11 protein-coding genes and 3 pseudogenes are annotated in these 15,205 nt (G+C 62.2%); 1 reads left to right on the top strand and 13 read right to left on the bottom strand.

Translation table 11 applies throughout. The annotated features are described in order from the left end of the window. Window positions 1-49 precede the first annotated feature (49 nt). The 11 genes and pseudogenes from pyc to NKJ08_RS06690 all read right to left on the bottom strand — a co-directional run bounded on the left by pyc (window position 50) and on the right by NKJ08_RS06690 (window position 13,335). Window positions 50-3,508: a pyruvate carboxylase gene (pyc, locus tag NKJ08_RS06740; protein WP_352522901.1), complete on the bottom strand. Its 3,459-nt coding sequence runs from the start codon at window positions 3,506-3,508 to the stop codon at window positions 50-52. Window positions 3,509-3,739: 231 nt separating this feature from the next. Next, window positions 3,740-4,870, bottom strand: a complete 1,131-nt coding sequence (locus tag NKJ08_RS06735) for a branched-chain amino acid ABC transporter substrate-binding protein (RefSeq protein WP_352522902.1) — start codon at window positions 4,868-4,870, stop codon at window positions 3,740-3,742. 138 nt (window positions 4,871-5,008) lie between these two features. Next, on the bottom strand, window positions 5,009-5,356 hold the full coding sequence (locus tag NKJ08_RS06730; protein WP_352522903.1) for a DUF6867 family protein: 348 nt from the start codon (window positions 5,354-5,356) through the stop codon (window positions 5,009-5,011). A 19-nt stretch (window positions 5,357-5,375) separates the two neighbouring features. Next, window positions 5,376-6,104 carry an ABC transporter ATP-binding protein gene (locus NKJ08_RS06725; protein ID WP_352522904.1) on the bottom strand — a complete coding sequence of 243 codons (729 nt, stop codon included), beginning with the start codon at window positions 6,102-6,104 and terminating at the stop codon, window positions 5,376-5,378. An 8-nt stretch (window positions 6,105-6,112) separates the two neighbouring features. Beyond that, window positions 6,113-7,273 (bottom strand): annotated as a pseudogene (locus NKJ08_RS06720) (ABC transporter ATP-binding protein); the annotation flags it as partial. Continuing rightward, window positions 7,273-8,400 (bottom strand): annotated as a pseudogene (gene livM / locus NKJ08_RS06715) (high-affinity branched-chain amino acid ABC transporter permease LivM); the annotation flags it as partial. The pseudogenes livM and NKJ08_RS06720, both read right to left, overlap by 1 nt. Window positions 8,401-8,595: 195 nt before the next feature. Further along, window positions 8,596-8,868: pseudogene (locus NKJ08_RS06710) on the bottom strand (DUF3382 domain-containing protein); the annotation flags it as partial. Window positions 8,869-8,872: 4 nt separating this feature from the next. Beyond that, a complete protein-coding gene (locus tag NKJ08_RS06705) occupies window positions 8,873-9,775 on the bottom strand; it encodes a branched-chain amino acid ABC transporter permease (RefSeq protein WP_352522905.1) in 903 nt (300 codons plus the stop codon). Between the two features lie 336 nt (window positions 9,776-10,111). Beyond that, a complete protein-coding gene (locus NKJ08_RS06700) occupies window positions 10,112-11,113 on the bottom strand; it encodes a 4-hydroxyproline epimerase (protein ID WP_352781559.1) in 1,002 nt (333 codons plus the stop codon). A gap of 28 nt (window positions 11,114-11,141) precedes the next feature. Then, a complete protein-coding gene (locus NKJ08_RS06695; RefSeq protein ID WP_352781558.1) occupies window positions 11,142-12,392 on the bottom strand; it encodes an NAD(P)/FAD-dependent oxidoreductase in 1,251 nt (416 codons plus the stop codon). A 49-nt stretch (window positions 12,393-12,441) separates the two neighbouring features. Further along, window positions 12,442-13,335: a dihydrodipicolinate synthase family protein gene (locus tag NKJ08_RS06690; RefSeq protein ID WP_352781557.1), complete on the bottom strand. Its 894-nt coding sequence runs from the start codon at window positions 13,333-13,335 to the stop codon at window positions 12,442-12,444. Window positions 13,336-13,404: 69 nt separating this feature from the next. On the opposite strand from NKJ08_RS06690, the gene NKJ08_RS06685 reads away from it, so the two are divergent. Further along, a complete protein-coding gene (locus NKJ08_RS06685; protein ID WP_352522909.1) occupies window positions 13,405-14,091 on the top strand; it encodes a GntR family transcriptional regulator in 687 nt (228 codons plus the stop codon). A 13-nt stretch (window positions 14,092-14,104) separates the two neighbouring features. Here the strand turns inward: NKJ08_RS06685 and NKJ08_RS06680 are convergent, their stop codons facing one another. Continuing rightward, window positions 14,105-14,419 carry a hypothetical protein gene (locus NKJ08_RS06680; RefSeq protein WP_352522910.1) on the bottom strand — a complete coding sequence of 105 codons (315 nt, stop codon included), beginning with the start codon at window positions 14,417-14,419 and terminating at the stop codon, window positions 14,105-14,107. A gap of 303 nt (window positions 14,420-14,722) precedes the next feature. After that, window positions 14,723-15,022 (bottom strand): hypothetical protein, encoded by a 300-nt coding sequence (locus tag NKJ08_RS06675; RefSeq protein ID WP_352522911.1) that lies wholly within the window; start codon window positions 15,020-15,022, stop codon window positions 14,723-14,725. Window positions 15,023-15,205 lie beyond the last annotated feature (183 nt).

Raw genomic sequence — 15,205 nt, 5'->3', positions numbered from 1 at the left:
GAAGGGCTGCTGCCAGGCGCCGACAAGGCCCTATTGATGCTGGCCTAGCTCACCCGAATGCGATCAGCAGATCCTTGGCATCGATCTGGTCGCCGGCCTTGACCAACACCTCGGCGATGGTGCCGTCGCGCTCGGCATGCAGCGCCGTTTCCATCTTCATCGCTTCGATCGACAGCAGCACGTCACCGGCCTTCACCGCCTGGCCGGCAGCGACCGAAAGCGCCGAGACGACGCCAGGCATCGGCGCGCCGACATGCGCCTCATTGCCCGGCTCCGCCTTGCGCCGTGCCTTGGCGGCGGACGCGCCATGCGCCCGGTCCGGCACCTTCACCCGGCGCGGCTGGCCGTTGAGCTCGAAGAACACGGTGACCATGCCCTTTTCGTCGACATCGCCGATCGCCAGGCAGCGCACCACCAGCGTCTTGCCTTTTTCGATGTCGACGAAAATCTCGTCTTCCGGCTTCATGCCGTAGAAATAGGTCGGCGTCGGCAGCACGCTGACCGGCCCATAGGTCTCCTGCGCGGCGGCAAAATCGGAAAACACCTTCGGATACATCAGCCACGAGGCGAACTCGAACTCGCTGAGCTTGCGCTCGAGCTTTTCCTCGATCTCCGTGCGGCTGGCCTTGAGGTCCGCCGGCTTGAGCAGCGAACCCGGCCGCACCGTGATCGGTTTTTCGCCCTTCAGCACCTTCTTCTGCAATGCCTTTGGCCAGCCGCCCGGCGACTGGCCGAGATCGCCGCGCAACATCGACACCACCGAATCAGGGAAGGCGATGTCCCTCGCCGGGTTCTCGACATCGGCGACGGTCAGGTCCTGGCTCACCATCATCAGCGCCATGTCGCCGACGACCTTGGACGACGGCGTCACCTTGACGATGTCGCCGAACATCAGATTGACGTCGTGATAGGTCTGCGCCACTTCGTGCCAGCGCGTCTCCAGCCCGAGCGAGCGCGCCTGTTCCTTGAGATTGGTGAACTGCCCGCCCGGCATTTCGTGCAGATAGACCTCCGAAGCCGGCCCTTTCAGGTCGCTTTCAAAGGCGGCGTATTGGTTGCGCACCGCCTCCCAGTAAAACGAGATATTCCTGATCCACTGTGGATCGAGGCCCGGATCGCGCTCGGTGCCTTTCAGCGCCTCGACAATCGAGCCCAGGCAAGGCTGCGAGGTGTTGCCGGACAGGGAATCCATCGCCGCATCGATGGCGTCGACGCCGCTCTCCACTGCCGCCAGCACGGTTGCCGCCGACAGGCCGGATGTGTCGTGGGTATGGAAGTGGATCGGCAGGTCTGTCGCCTCGCGCAGCGCCTTGAACAGTGCGCGGGCAGCGCTCGGCTTCAACAGCCCGGCCATGTCCTTGACGGCGATGATGTGGGCGCCTGCCGCCTGCAATTCCCTGGCCAGGCCGACATAGTATTTCAGATCGTATTTCGCCCGCGCCGGGTCGAGTATGTCGCCGGTATAGCAGATCGCCGCTTCGATCAGTCTGCCCTCGGCGCCGACCGCATCCATGGCGACGCGCATGTTCTCGACCCAGTTCAGGCAGTCGAAGACGCGGAACAGGTCGATGCCGCCGGCCGCGGCCTGGCGGACGAAATGCTGGACGACATTGTCGGGATAGTTGGTATAGCCAACCCCATTGGCGCCGCGCAGAAGCATCTGCAGCAGAAGGTTGGGTGCTGCCTCGCGCACCAGTGACAGCCGCTCCCATGGGTCTTCGGTGAGAAAGCGCATGGCGACGTCGAATGTGGCGCCGCCCCAGCATTCGAGCGACAAAAGCTGCGGCAGAGCACGCGCATAGGTGCCGGCAATTCCGGCGATGTCATAGGTGCGCACACGCGTCGCGAGCAAGGATTGATGGCCGTCGCGCATCGTCGTGTCGGTGACCAGCACCTCTTTTTGCTCGCGCATCCACGCCGCGAATCTCTCCGGCCCGAGCACGTCGAGCTTCTGCTTGCTGCCGTCAGGCACATTGCCGTTGAGATATGGCACTACCGGTGGCGCCCCATCGGCCTTTGGCTGCGGCCGGCCGCGCGTCTCGGGGTGGCCATTGACCGAAACGTCAGCAAGGTAGTTGAGCAGCTTGGTGGCGCGATCCTGCCGCTTCACGCTGGCGAACAGTTCCGGCGTCGTGTCGATGAACTTGGTGGTGTAGGAATTGTCGGCGAAACTCGGGTGATTGATGATCGCCTCGAGGAAGGTGAGATTGGTCGCCACGCCGCGGATGCGGAATTCGCGCAGCGCCCGGTTCATGCGGGCGATGGTCTCGGCCGGCGTCGGCGCCCAGGCGGTCACCTTCTCCAGCAGCGGATCGTAGAAACGGGTGATGACCGCGCCCGAATAGGCGGTGCCGCCGTCAAGGCGAATGCCAAAGCCGGTGGCGCCGCGATAGGCGGTGATGCGGCCATAGTCGGGGATGAAATTGTGCTCGGGGTCTTCTGTGGTGATGCGGCACTGCAGCGCGTGACCGTTGAGCCTGATGTCCTTCTGCGCCGGCACGCCCGATTCCGCCGTGCCGATGGCAAAGCCGTCAAGGATATGGATCTGCGCCTTGACGATGTCGATGCCGGTCACCTGTTCGGTGACTGTATGCTCAACCTGGATACGCGGATTGACCTCGATGAAATAGAATTTTCCGGTATCGGCATCCTGCAGGAACTCGACGGTGCCGGCACCGATATAGCTGGTTTCGCGCGCGATCCTCAGTGCGTAGCCGCAAAGCTCTTCGCGTTGCGACATTTCGAGATACGGCGCCGGCGCCCGCTCGACCACCTTCTGGTTGCGGCGCTGGATCGAACAGTCGCGCTCGAATAGGTGTACGGCATTGCCATGCGTGTCGCCCAGCACCTGCACCTCGACATGGCGGGCGCGCTCGATCAGCTTTTCGAGATAGACCTCGTCCTTGCCGAAAGCCGCCTTCGCCTCTCGCTTGCCTTCCATCACCTCGCGAGCGAGATCGGCCGCGGAGCGGATGGCGCGCATGCCGCGGCCGCCGCCGCCCCAGGATGCCTTCAGCATCACCGGGTAGCCGATCGTCTTGGCGAGTTCCTTCACCGCCGCCAGGTCGTCCGGCAAAGGATCGGTGGCGGGTATCACCGGCACGCCGACTTCGACCGCGAGATTGCGCGCGGCGACCTTGTTACCCAGCCTGCGCATCGTATCCGGCTTTGGCCCGATGAAGATGATGCCGGCCTTGGCGCAGGCCTCGGCGAATTCCGGGCTCTCCGACAACAGGCCGTAGCCCGGATGGATGGCGTCGGCGCCCGAAAGCCTGGCGACGCGGATAACCTCCTCGATCGACAGATAGCTTTCGATCGGCCCCATATCCCTGGCCAGATGCGGCCCGCGCCCGACCTGATAGCTTTCGTCGGCCTTGAAGCGGTGCAGCGAATATTTGTCCTCCTCCGCCCAGATCGCCACGGTTTTGAGGCCAAGCTCATTGGCCGCGCGAAAGACGCGGATGGCGATTTCAGACCGGTTGGCGACAAGGATCTTCGTGATTGCCAAGGAAGGCTCCAGACACGGAAGGGAGAGCTGACGCCATGATTAGCGCGAAAATGCTGCAGTGCAAACAAAATCGAAGGCAGAGATTAAACCGATTTAATCCATCCCCTGCCGCTGAAAAGATATGCGTCGTTCGGATGCGCACGGACACTCTCGATCCGTGCTTTCGGAAGCCGCAAGTCCCATAAAAAATGCCCGGCGCGAAGCGCCGGGCATTTCAGCAGAAAGGTCCGGTTATTTGCCGGGTGCGTTCTCGACATAGGTGAACTTGCCGTCGTCACCCTTCTTCCAGGTGTACATGACGTAGTCAGGACGGGTGATGTCGCCCTTCGCGTCATAGCCGATCTCACCGATCGCTGTCTTCCAGGGGCTGCCCGACTTGATGGTCTCGGCCACCTTCTGAGCGTCATCGGCTGACCCGGTCTTGGTGATGGCGGCCGCGATAATTTCCATCGCCGCGTAGGAGTAGAGCGTGTAAGCCTCCGGCTCGAAGCCAGCGGCCCGGAACTTCTCGACGAGTTCCTTGGCGTTGGGATTCTTGCGCGGATCGGGAGCGAACGTCATCAGCGTGCCGTCGACTGCATCGCCGGCGATCGAGGCCAGTTCGTTGGACACGATGCCGTCGCCGGACATGAAGGTCGCCTTGAGACCCTGGTCGGCGAGCTGGCGTATGATCAGGCCGGCCTCGGTGTGCAGGCCGCCATAGTAGACGACGGTGACGCCGGCATCCTTCATCTTGGCGATGAGGGCCGAGAAGTCCTTGTCGCCGACATTGATGCCCTCATACATGGCTTCGGTCAGGCCATTGGCGTTGATCGCCTTCTTGGTTTCATCGGCGAGGCCCTGGCCATAAGGCGTCTTGTCGTGGATGACGGCAATCTTGGCGTCCTTGAAGTTCGCGGCGAGATAGTCGCCGGCAACCTTGCCCTGCTGATCGTCGCGTCCGCAGGTGCGGAAGGTGTTCCACATGCCGCGTTCGGTGAACTTCGGATTGGTCGCGGCCGGCGTGATCTCGAGGATGCCGTTCTCGGCATAGACCTCCGAGGCCGGAATCGAGACGCCGGAGTTGAAGTGGCCGTCGACGTACTTGACGCCGTCGGCGACGAACTTATTGGCGACCGAGATGCCTTGCTTGGGATCAGAGACGTCGTCGCCGACTTCAAGCTTGAGCTGCTGACCAAGGACACCGCCGGCGGCATTGATATCGGCGACGGCCTGCTCGGCGCCCTTTTGCAACTGGGCGCCGAAAGCTGCGTTCGGGCCGGTGATCGGACCGGCAACGCCGATCAGGATGTCAGCCCACGCATTGCCGCTGAACGCGACAAGCGCGGTCAGGGCGACGGCGGACAAAAGTGACTTTTTCATTGAAACGCTCCCATTTACCGAGTGGGCGTGGATGTTGCTTTCATGCGATGCCCACCCTTGCTCGCAGAAAGAGTACTTTGCCGATTTTCAGGCACTTGTCACGCCGATTCATCCCCGAAACGACGTTAATGATAAACGTCAACCTTTTGGTTTCCAGCTCAAAAGAGAGGCTCTTTCGTAAAGCCAATTATACTGCGTCACCATCTGGTTGGTACGCGTGTATTGGTAACCGATGAAACCCAATATCATCAGCACGATGGTGTCGATGACGTAGTAATGCAGCGAGAACATCGTTCCGCCGAACAGCGCGTGATGAATGAACCTTATGCCGATGCCGAGCCCCAGCATGAAGGCGAACAGCTGGACGAAGCTGCGCCACGTCTGGGCACATGCCTTGCCCGTCATCCACGCCGCCCAGCCGCCGAGCAGGCAGGTGACAAAGAAGAACTGCCAGATCGAGGGTTCCTCGTAGAGAATGCCCTGCATAATTGATGTCTCCCGAGACTCAGTGATGGCCGCCTTCGAGGTAGGCGGCGCGCACTTCCGGATTGGCAAGCAGCTCCTTGCCGGTGCCGCTCATCGTTACATTGCCGTTGACCATGACATAGCCGCGCGTGGCGAGCTTCAGCGCGCCAAAGGCATTCTGCTCGACCAGGAATACGGTCAGCCCCTGCGTGCGGTTCAGCTCGCGAATGGCGTCGAATATCTGCTTGACGATCAGCGGCGCCAGGCCGAGCGACGGCTCGTCGAGCAAAAGCAGCTTCGGCCGCGCCATCAGCGCGCGCCCGATCGACAGCATCTGCTGCTCGCCGCCGGACAGCGTGCCGCCACGCTGGGCAATACGTTCCTTCAGGCGTGGAAACAGCGTGAACACCTTCTCGACGTCGTCGTCATAATGCTCGAGGTTGTCGAGGCTGGCGCCCATTTGCAGGTTTTCCATCACCGTCATGCGCGGGAAAATGCGGCGCCCTTCCGGCGACTGGGCGATGCGCATGCGCGCGATCTCATGCGTCGGCATCTGGGTGATGTCGGTGCCGGCGAAGGTGATCGTGCCCGCCCGCGCCCGTGGAGCACCAAAAATGGTCATCATCAGCGTCGACTTGCCGGCGCCGTTGGCGCCGATCAGCGCCACGATCTCGCCTTGGTTGACGGTGACGTCGACGCCGTTCAGCGCCCTGATGTTGCCGTAGTAGGTCTGGACGCCCTTGATATCGAGCAGCGTTGTGCCGGCCATTATTTACGCCCTCCACGCCGATTGGAGACGCGCGGTGTCTTCGGCTTCACCGGAGCCTTGGTCGCCGGCTTTGCTGCGGAGGATTTCGCGGCAGAAGATTTCGCCGTCGGTTTGGCTTTGGCCTGCGCTGCCGCCTTGCTTGCTGCGGCACTCGACCTCGCGTCGAACTGCCCGGCTTTCGAGGCACCTTTCGACACGGTGACGCGCTCGCCCTCGCTGTGGCCGACCGTATCGGCCACCGGTCCGGCGAGATACGAAGACGATGTGCCTGGGCCGTGGGCGGCATCCGGACCCGTATCCAATTGCTCGATGACGTCTTCGTCGCCGACTTCGGTGAGCACAGTCTCGACCTCCTCGTCTTCGACGCCGAGATAGGCAGCGATGACGCGCGGGTCGGTCCGTACCGATTGCGGGTTGCCGTCCGAGATCTTGCGCCCGTATTCGAGCACCACGACGTGATCGGAAATCTGCATCACCACCGCCATGTCGTGCTCGATCAAAAGGATCGACGTGCCGGTGTTGTCCTTGATGTCCATCAGAAGCGCATTGAGCCCAGCCGATTCCTTCGGATTGAGGCCGGCGGCCGGCTCGTCGAGGCACAGAAGCTCAGGCCCGGTGCACATGGCGCGAGCGATTTCGAGCCGCCGCTGCGCGCCATAGGGCAGATCGCCGGCGGGATCGTCGGCGCGGCCGACAAGATCGGCCTTCTCCAGCCAGTGCTCGGCCAGTTCAACCGATTCCGCCGAAGCCTGTCTGTAGCCGCTGTAGCCGAACAGGCCGAGAATGGTGTAGCCGGAGGCCTTCATCAGCTTGTTGTGCTGGGCGACGAGAAGGTTCTCCAGCAGCGTCATGCCCGAGAACAGGCGGATGTTCTGGAAGGTGCGCGCCACCTTGGCACGCGCCGGGATCTCATGGTTCGGCAGACGTTCGAGCAGGAAGCTCGAGCCGTCGCGCCGGTTGAGCGTGATCATGCCTTCGGACGGTTTGTAGAAACCGGTGATGCAATTGAACACGGTGGTCTTGCCGGCGCCGTTCGGACCGATCAGCGCGGTGATCTCGCCGCGCTTGGCCTGGAAGGACAGGTCGCCGATGGCGACGAGACCGCCGAACTTCATCGACAGATGCTCGACCTGGAGGATGGCGTCGGTCACGGAGGGGCTCGCGTTCATCAGCCGTGTCCCTCCTTGGTGAAGGATCCCGACACGGCCCTGCGAACCTTGAGGAAGGCTGTCGGTTCACGGCTGCCGACGAAGCCGCGCGGCTTCCACAGCATGACGATGACCATCGCCATGCCGAACAACAGCATGCGATAGAGTTCCGGGGTGAAGTCGGGGCCGAATATCCGCTTCAGAAAATCGAGTTCACGCAGCGCTTCGGTGCCGCCGATCATCACCAGCGCGGCGACGGCGATACCGACCAGCGAGCCCATGCCGCCGAGCACGACGATGGCGAGGATAATCGCCGATTCCAGGAAGACGAAGGATTCCGGGCTGACGAAGCCTTGCCGTGCGGCGAAGAACGAGCCGGCGAAGCCGCCGAACATCGCGCCGGTGGCAAAGGCGGTGAGCTTGGTGGTGGTGGTGTTGATGCCGAGCGAGCGGCACGCGATCTCGTCCTCGCGCAGCGCTTCCCAGGCGCGGCCGACCGGCATGCGCCTCAGCCTTATTGTGACGAAGGCAGTCAGCAGGCAGAGCCCGAGGATCAGGTAGTAGAGAAAGATCTTGTAATAGGCGCCCGATTGGGCAATTCCGAACACCTTGGCGATGTAGTTGGGGTCCGAGACATTGAACGATATCAGGCCGAAGAACGAAACCTTCGGGATGCCGGAAATGCCGGCCGAACCGTTGGTCACTTCGCGCCAGTTGATGATCACCAGCCTGATGATCTCGCCGAAGGCGAGCGTCACGATGGCCAGATAGTCGCCGCGCAGGCGCAGCACCGGGAAGCCGAGCATGACGCCCCAGAACGCAGCCATCAGGCCGGCGGCGGGCAGCAGGATCCAGAACGACAGGCCGAAATGCGTGCCGAGCAACGCGTAGGCGTAAGCACCGACGGCGTAGAAGGCGACATAGCCGAGATCGAGCAGGCCGGCGAGGCCGATGACGATGTTCAGTCCCCAGGCCAGCATCACGTAGATCAGGATCTGGATGCCGAAATTGTCGACCCATTTCAGCGAGCCCTGGAAGCCGCCCACCATCGAGCCCGTATAGAGAGCAAGCACCAGCACGACGATGATCGGATAGAGCGCCAGCGCGGTTATGCCGAGCGCCGAAAAATGGGCATGGATGAAGGCACGGAAATAGTAGATCACCCAAGCCAGCGCATAGATGATCGCCAGCGCTCGCACGAAACGCGCATAACCTGCAAGATCGGGCCCCACCAGCCCGTCAAGGGAGCTGGCCAGAAGAAGCAGAACGACCGCAATACCGATCGCCGCGAAGAAATATTGTAACCGGAAGAACCGCGTCGCCACACTGTCTGGCAGCAGGCCGGTGGCGACATCGGCGATCTTTTGGTTGGCCATGAAAGGCTGGCCATAGGCGACGTAGAGGAAACGGCCGATCATGGTGGCGATCACCACGGCGCCGAGCAGGCCCCAGCGCTGCACCAGGATCAACTCGTTGGAGATGTTCTGATCGGTCTTCAGGCCGATGAACAGCACGAACAGGCCAAGCGAGATGGCGCCGGCATAGAGCGCTTCGCGAAAAGCGCGCTGGACTGGGGTGGCGACGACGGCGCTTTCCGGAGACACGGTAACCGCCATGATCTCAGACCTTTTCGACTTCTGGCCGGCCCAGAATGCCGGAAGGCAGGAAGATCAGCACGATCGCCAGGATGGAGAAAGCGGCGACATCCTTGTAGTCGATCGAGAAATAGGCCGACCACATGCTCTCGATGAAGCCGATCATCAGCCCGCCGAGCACGGCGCCGGGCAGCGAGCCGATGCCGCCGAGCACCGCGGCGGTGAACGCCTTCACACCGGGCGTAAAACCGTCGGAAAACACCACCACGCCGTAATACATCAGGAACAGCGTGCCGGCGACGGCGGCAAGCGCGGCGCCCATGATGAAGGTGATCGAGATGGTGCGGTCGACGTCGACGCCGAGCAGTGCCGCCATCTTGCGGTCCTGCTCGCAGGCGCGCTGCGCCCGGCCGAGCGAGGTCTTGTTGACCAGATACCAAAACAGCGCCAGCAGGACTATGGTGACCAGGACGATGATGATCTGCTTCAGCGACACGCTGATGCCCGCGATCGTATAAACCTTGGAGACCATCGGCGGGACGGGCTTGTTGCGCGGCCCTTGCGTGACCTGGACGAAATTGGACAGGGCGATCGACATGCCGATGGCGGTGATCAGCGGCGCCAGCCGGAACGAACCGCGCAGCGGCCGGTAAGCCACTTTCTCGATCGTCCAGTTGTAGAGGCCGGTCAAAAGCATCGCCACGATCATCATGATCAGCAGCGCAACGACGATCGGCACCGAATAGAACAACGCACCGAGGATAAGGAAAACGATGAGGGCGGTGAAAGCGCCGACCATGAAGATGTCGCCATGGGCGAAATTGATCATGCCGATGATGCCGTAGACCATCGTGTAGCCGATCGCAATCAACCCATAGATCGATCCCAGCGTCAGCCCATTGATAAGCTGCTGGACAAAATACTGCATGCTGTCGTGGCTCCCCTGGAATGTCGCCCATGCAGACGCATTCCTTTTCGTATTGCCCCTAGTCGTAAAGTTTCGAGCCCGGATTGCAACGTGATTTTTCAATCGCCATGGGTGTTTTCGTCGCACGCCATCGGATTGCCCGTTTTTTCCTATCCGGCCTCTGGACCAGAGCGGACCCTATCATTGGCCTAACGCAATGTCTTTGATGATTCAACCACACCATGCGCTTCGTTTCGAAGAAATCACCGTCAAAATAAGTTGATGAGCGGGATCGTTGCGTCACCGAAGGGAATCCCCTTGCCGCTCCTCGTTGTTTCCCCAAGGTCAGGATTCTCTCTATTTGACGACGAAGCCGTGCGCGAACGGGTCGCGGTCGTCGATGAAGATCGTGTTCAATCCGGTCATCCGCGCCCAGCCGCCGATCGACGGAATGATTGCCGGCTTGCCGGCGACGGTGATCTCTTCCTCCACCTTGCCCTTGAACAGCGAACCGATGATCGATTCATGGACGAAGTCGTCGCCAACCCCAAGCTTGCCCTTGGCGTGAAGCTGCGCCATCCGCGCCGAGGTGCCGGTGCCGCAGGGCGATCGGTCGATTGCCTTGTCGCCGTAGAAGACGGCGTTGCGGGCATCGGCTTGCGGGTTGGTCGGCGCGCCGGTCCACAATATGTGCGACAGACGGTTGATGCCGGGATTCTCCGGATGGACGAAGGTGTATTTCTCGTTGAGCCGCTGCCGCACCACCGGGCTCCAGGCGATCAGCTCGCCGGCCGAATGCTCGGCCATGTCGCGATAATTCTTTTGCGGTTCGACGATGGCATAGAAATTGCCGCCGTAGGCGACATCGACGCTGATCTCGCCGAGCCCGGGACATTCGACCGTCAGTCCCTCGGCATAGAGGAACGACGGCACATTGGTGATGCGCACCTCCTCGACATGGTCGCCGACCTGCTTGTACTCGGCGACGACCAGGCCCGCCGGCGTATCCAGCCTGAGCACGCCCGGCGTCTTCGGCTTGATCAATCCATGTTCGACGGCAAAAGTCACCGTGCCGATGGTGCCGTGGCCGCACATCGGCAGGCAGCCCGAGGTTTCGATGAACAGGATGGCGATGTCGCAATCCTCACGCGTCGGCGGATAGAGGATCGAGCCGGACATCACGTCATGGCCACGCGGCTCGAACATCAGCCCGGTGCGGATCCAATCGTATTCGGCCAGGAAATGCGCTCGCCGCTCCATCATCGTCGCGCCGTTGAGCAGCGGCCCACCGCCGGCAACCAGCCGCACCGGATTGCCGCAGGTGTGGCCGTCTATGCAGAAGAAGGAATTCTTGGCCATGACGGCTCCCGATTTAAGACCTTGGAACTCAAAACCGCTGCGGCCTGAAGGAACCGAGATCGAGCGATGGACTTTGCCCGAGAACGAGCTCGCGGATCAAGCGTCCGGTCGCCGCAGCCTGGGTCAGGCCGAGGTGACCATGGCCGAAGCCATACACCACCGAGGGCGTTTGTTGCGACCGCCCGATCACAGGCAGCGAATCCGGCAGCGACGGCCGGAACCCCATCCATTCGCGGCCATTGGCAGGGTCCAATCCCGGCAGGAATTTTTGCGCCTTTTCGAGCAGCGCTTTCGAGCGCGCGTAATTGGGCGGCCTCTCAAGGCCGCCGAGCTCGACCGCGCCGCCGACGCGCAGGCCGGTCTCGAGCGGCGTGATGACGAAGCCATGCCCGGAAAAGATGAGCTGTCGCTTCACGTCGAAGGCGGTCTTCGGCAGCGTCGTGTTGTATCCACGCTCGGTCTCCAGCGGGATGCGATCGCCGAGTTTTCTTGCCAGCAGATGCGACCACGCACCGGCAGCGATGACGACATGATTTGCCCGCCGCGTCGTGCCCTCGGCCATGGTCAGCGTCGCGCCGTCCTGTCCCGCCTCGACGCGCTCGATCCGGGCTTTTTCGAACCCCGCGCCCAATCCCTCGGCATAGGCCCAAATCGCCTTGCCGAGCAGCATGGGGTCGGCGACGGTCTTCCACCCCGGCACGAACGTCCCCTTGACGAAGCGCGGCGACAGGCCGGGCTGCAAGGCGGCGAGAGCGTTGCCTTCGACATGGCTGAAGCCGATGCCGAAGCGCTGCCTTGCCGCCCAGCCGGGCAGCGACGCCTTGAACTCGGCCTCGCTTTCGTAGAGTTCGAGCGAGCCGTCCTCGTGCAGCAGCGGCCGTGTGCCGGAACGATCCAGCAAGCCCATCCATTCCGCCTCGGCGAGCTTCATCATCCCGGCCTGCGCCGCAAGGCCGGCTTCATAGCGGTCGCTTCGCCCGGCGCGCCAGAAGCGGACCAGCCAAGGCAGCAGCTTCGGCAAATAGGCGGGCGGAATGCTGAGCGGACCGAGCGGGTCGGCGAGCCATTTCGGCAACTGCCTGATCATGCCCTTGTGGGCGAGCGGCAACACGTCGGAGAAGGCAAAGGCAGCGGCGTTGCCGGAGCTGGTCTCCTCGCAGATTCCCGTCCGATCGAAGATCGTGACGTTTCGTCCCGCTTCGGCCAGAAAGGCGGCGGCACAGATGCCAATGATGCCGCCACCGACAATGGCGATGTCGAGCGTAGCATCATCATTCATTTGCTGTGCGCCGCGCTGCACATCTGCAAATACCCTCAAAGGGAGTGGATCAGAATGTCGGCAGCTCTGGCCGCACCGCCAGCGCATCCCTGACGATCTTTTCCACCGTCTTGCGGCGCTCGCCCGATAACGGCTGGCGCGGCATGCGCACGCGGTCGTTGGTGTTGATGGCGAAGACTTCCGCGAGCTTGATGTTCTGCACCAGATAGGTCGAGACGTCGAGGTCGAGCAGCGGCCGGAACCAGCGGTAGATCGTCAGCGCCTCCTCGCGGCGGCCCTGTCTCATCAATTGGTAGATGGCGACCGTCTCGCGCGGGAACGCGGTGACCAGGCCCGCCACCCAGCCGATGGCACCGACCGACAGCGCTTCGAAGGCGAGATTGTCGACGCCGGTGAACAGGTCGTAGCGGTCGCCGAGGCGGTTGATGATCTCGGTCGAGCGACGGATGTCGTCGGAGGACTCCTTGATGGCGACGAAGCGCTTGTCCTTCGCCAGCTCCTCCATCTGGTCAACAGTGACGTCGACACGGTAGGCAAGCCGGTTGGAATAGATCATCACCGGCAGGTCGCCGGCCGCGGCGACAGCGCGGAGTGCCGCGACCGTCTCTTCGGCGTTGGTATGGTAGATCGGACTCGGCACCACCATCAGACCGTTGGCGCCTTCTTTCGCGGCGCGGCGCGCGATTGCGGCCGCCTCGCGAGTGCCGGCCTCGTTGACCGTCAAAAGCACCGGTTTCTTGCCTGCGATCTTCTGCGCGGTCTTCAGCACCTCGATCTTCTCGTCATGCGACAGCATCGGCCCTTCGCCAAGCGAGCCACAGACGATGATGCCGTCACAGCCGGCCTCCATCTGCAGCGCAAAGCAGCGCTCCATCTCGGCATGGTCGAGGCGGTCATCCTCGGTGAATTTGGTCGTAACGGCGGGGAAGACTCCGGCCCACATATCGGTCGCTCCATCTGATATATCAGTCGTATATTTCTTAAGAAGCCGGCTGTCAACGTTGAATCCGCTATGATATATCAACAATATATCAGGAGGCCGGCATTGATATATGAAAATCTAGGCTCCGAGCCGGCGACCGCGAAGGCCTACCGCATGCTCGAACATATGATCGTGACGCTCGAGCTGGTGCCCGCCAGCTTCATCACCGAGGGCGCGCTGATCGACAGGCTCGGGCTCGGCCGCACCCCGGTGCGCGAGGCGATCCAGCGGCTGGCCTGGGAAGGGCTGCTCGAGGTCCGACCGCGCGCCGGCATTGCGATTGCCCCGCTTCACCCCGGCGACTGGCTGCGCGTCCTCGACGCCCGCCGTGGCGTCGAGGTGGTGCTTGCCCGCTCGGCCGCCCGCTTCGTCACCCGCGAGGCCGCCGACCTGTTTCATGACGCAGCGTTGGCCATGCAGAAAGCGGTGATTTCGGAAAATGTGCTTTACTTCATCCAGGCCGACAAGGCTCTCGACGAGGCGCTGGCGCTGGCCGCCGACAACCCGTTCGCCGCGCGCCTGGCGGCGCCCTTGCAAACCCACAGTCGCCGCTTCTGGTTCCGCTACAAGGCCGATACCGGCTTGGCCGAATCCGCCGAGCACCATGTCGCGCTGATCCGCTCGATCCTCGCCGGCGACGAGGAGGCCGCTGCCAAGGACGCCAAGCGCCTGATGGCGCTTTTGCGCGGCCATGCCGAGGCAGCTGCCACACGCTGAGCCTGCCATTTCGTCATGCGCCCTGGCCGGGCAGGGCCATCACGTTTTCCCAATTGTCGCCGGCCGCGACGATGCAGCTTCTGCCGGCGATATCGGTGACGACGATGGTCCAGGTTCCGGTCTCGGCGACAAAGACTTCCATCACCGCCACCTGACCGATCAGCCCCAAAGCAAACTGCCTTTCCTGGAACTTCTCGCTCAAATGGGCGACGAGCTCGCCATGTTCAACGCAGTATTGATATTGTGCGCTTGCGGTGTTCGTACCCACCGCCAATGCGCCAGCAAGAACCAGGGTTTTCACCCATCCCAACAGCGATTTGCGTGCCATAGGGCACCTCCTTTGCCATCACGTTCCGGCAAAGGAGGGGTTTGACGGCCTCATTTTGCCGGAGCGATCCAGGCCGGTTCCGACGTCATCATCATCGCGTCGTTCCTTTCTGTGTTCCGGTCTGCCATCGGTGGGAACGATTCCAGATGTTCCCATTATGTTCTCGATATATGGTATCGGCAATGGAAAAGCGCAAGCAGGCGCCGGAGCGGGCGCCTGCAGATCCGTTTTACGGTTGTCGCCGAAAGAACGGGCCACAGGCGGCGCGGCCATGCCGAGGCGCGCAGACCCGTGATAAATCGTTCAGGTGCCTGGCAGCGCCGCTTTGGTCATCGCGCTCTCCCAGCCTTCGCCCACCGAAATCACGCAGCTTTGACCCTTTGTGTCGCTAGCGAGGATGGTCCATGTGCCATTGTCGGAAACGAAGACTTCAAGCACCACATTCGGATTGACGACGCCGACTGCGCTCGGGTTTTCATGAAACTTCTCGCCGAGCGCCTTGACCATATCGGCGCGTGCCGCGCATTGCTCGGCAGCCATTGCCGGGATGGCGGAAAGCGCCGCCGTTGCCGCGCAAGCGATAGTCGCCATGCGACGTGTCATCTGACACCTCCTTTGCGCCTGACGATATCCCCCGGAGCCGTCACCAGCGCCGTTGGTTTGGTCTGCCAGCGCCTCCTCGCTGCAGGATCACAACTTAAGAGAATTGCTGCCTTCTTGGTTCCATCACATTAACGTTCAAACGAAAAGGCCCGGGTCCGTGCCCAGGCCTCGTTCAGCGTTTGC

The organism is Mesorhizobium sp. M0244 (genome assembly GCF_040321795.1).
Lineage (GTDB): Bacteria > Pseudomonadota > Alphaproteobacteria > Rhizobiales > Rhizobiaceae > Mesorhizobium.
Note: the sequence above shows the minus strand (reverse complement) of the source record. Positions and strands in the feature narration are given on the sequence as shown.

Bases quoted from the DNA above. Each gene is read 5' to 3' on its own strand.
- NKJ08_RS06705 (WP_352522905.1), bottom strand. From the start codon at position 9,775: ATGCAGTATTTTGTCCAGCAGCTTATCAATGGGCTGACGCTGGGATCG.
- NKJ08_RS06725 (WP_352522904.1), bottom strand. From the start codon at position 6,104: ATGGCCGGCACAACGCTGCTCGATATCAAGGGCGTCCAGACCTACTAC.
- NKJ08_RS06685 (WP_352522909.1), top strand. From the start codon at position 13,405: ATGATATATCAACAATATATCAGGAGGCCGGCATTGATATATGAAAAT.
- NKJ08_RS06690 (WP_352781557.1), bottom strand. From the start codon at position 13,335: ATGTGGGCCGGAGTCTTCCCCGCCGTTACGACCAAATTCACCGAGGAT.
- NKJ08_RS06675 (WP_352522911.1), bottom strand. From the start codon at position 15,022: ATGACACGTCGCATGGCGACTATCGCTTGCGCGGCAACGGCGGCGCTT.
- NKJ08_RS06695 (WP_352781558.1), bottom strand. From the start codon at position 12,392: ATGAATGATGATGCTACGCTCGACATCGCCATTGTCGGTGGCGGCATC.
- NKJ08_RS06735 (WP_352522902.1), bottom strand. From the start codon at position 4,870: ATGAAAAAGTCACTTTTGTCCGCCGTCGCCCTGACCGCGCTTGTCGCG.
- NKJ08_RS06730 (WP_352522903.1), bottom strand. From the start codon at position 5,356: ATGCAGGGCATTCTCTACGAGGAACCCTCGATCTGGCAGTTCTTCTTT.
- NKJ08_RS06700 (WP_352781559.1), bottom strand. From the start codon at position 11,113: ATGGCCAAGAATTCCTTCTTCTGCATAGACGGCCACACCTGCGGCAAT.
- NKJ08_RS06680 (WP_352522910.1), bottom strand. From the start codon at position 14,419: ATGGCACGCAAATCGCTGTTGGGATGGGTGAAAACCCTGGTTCTTGCT.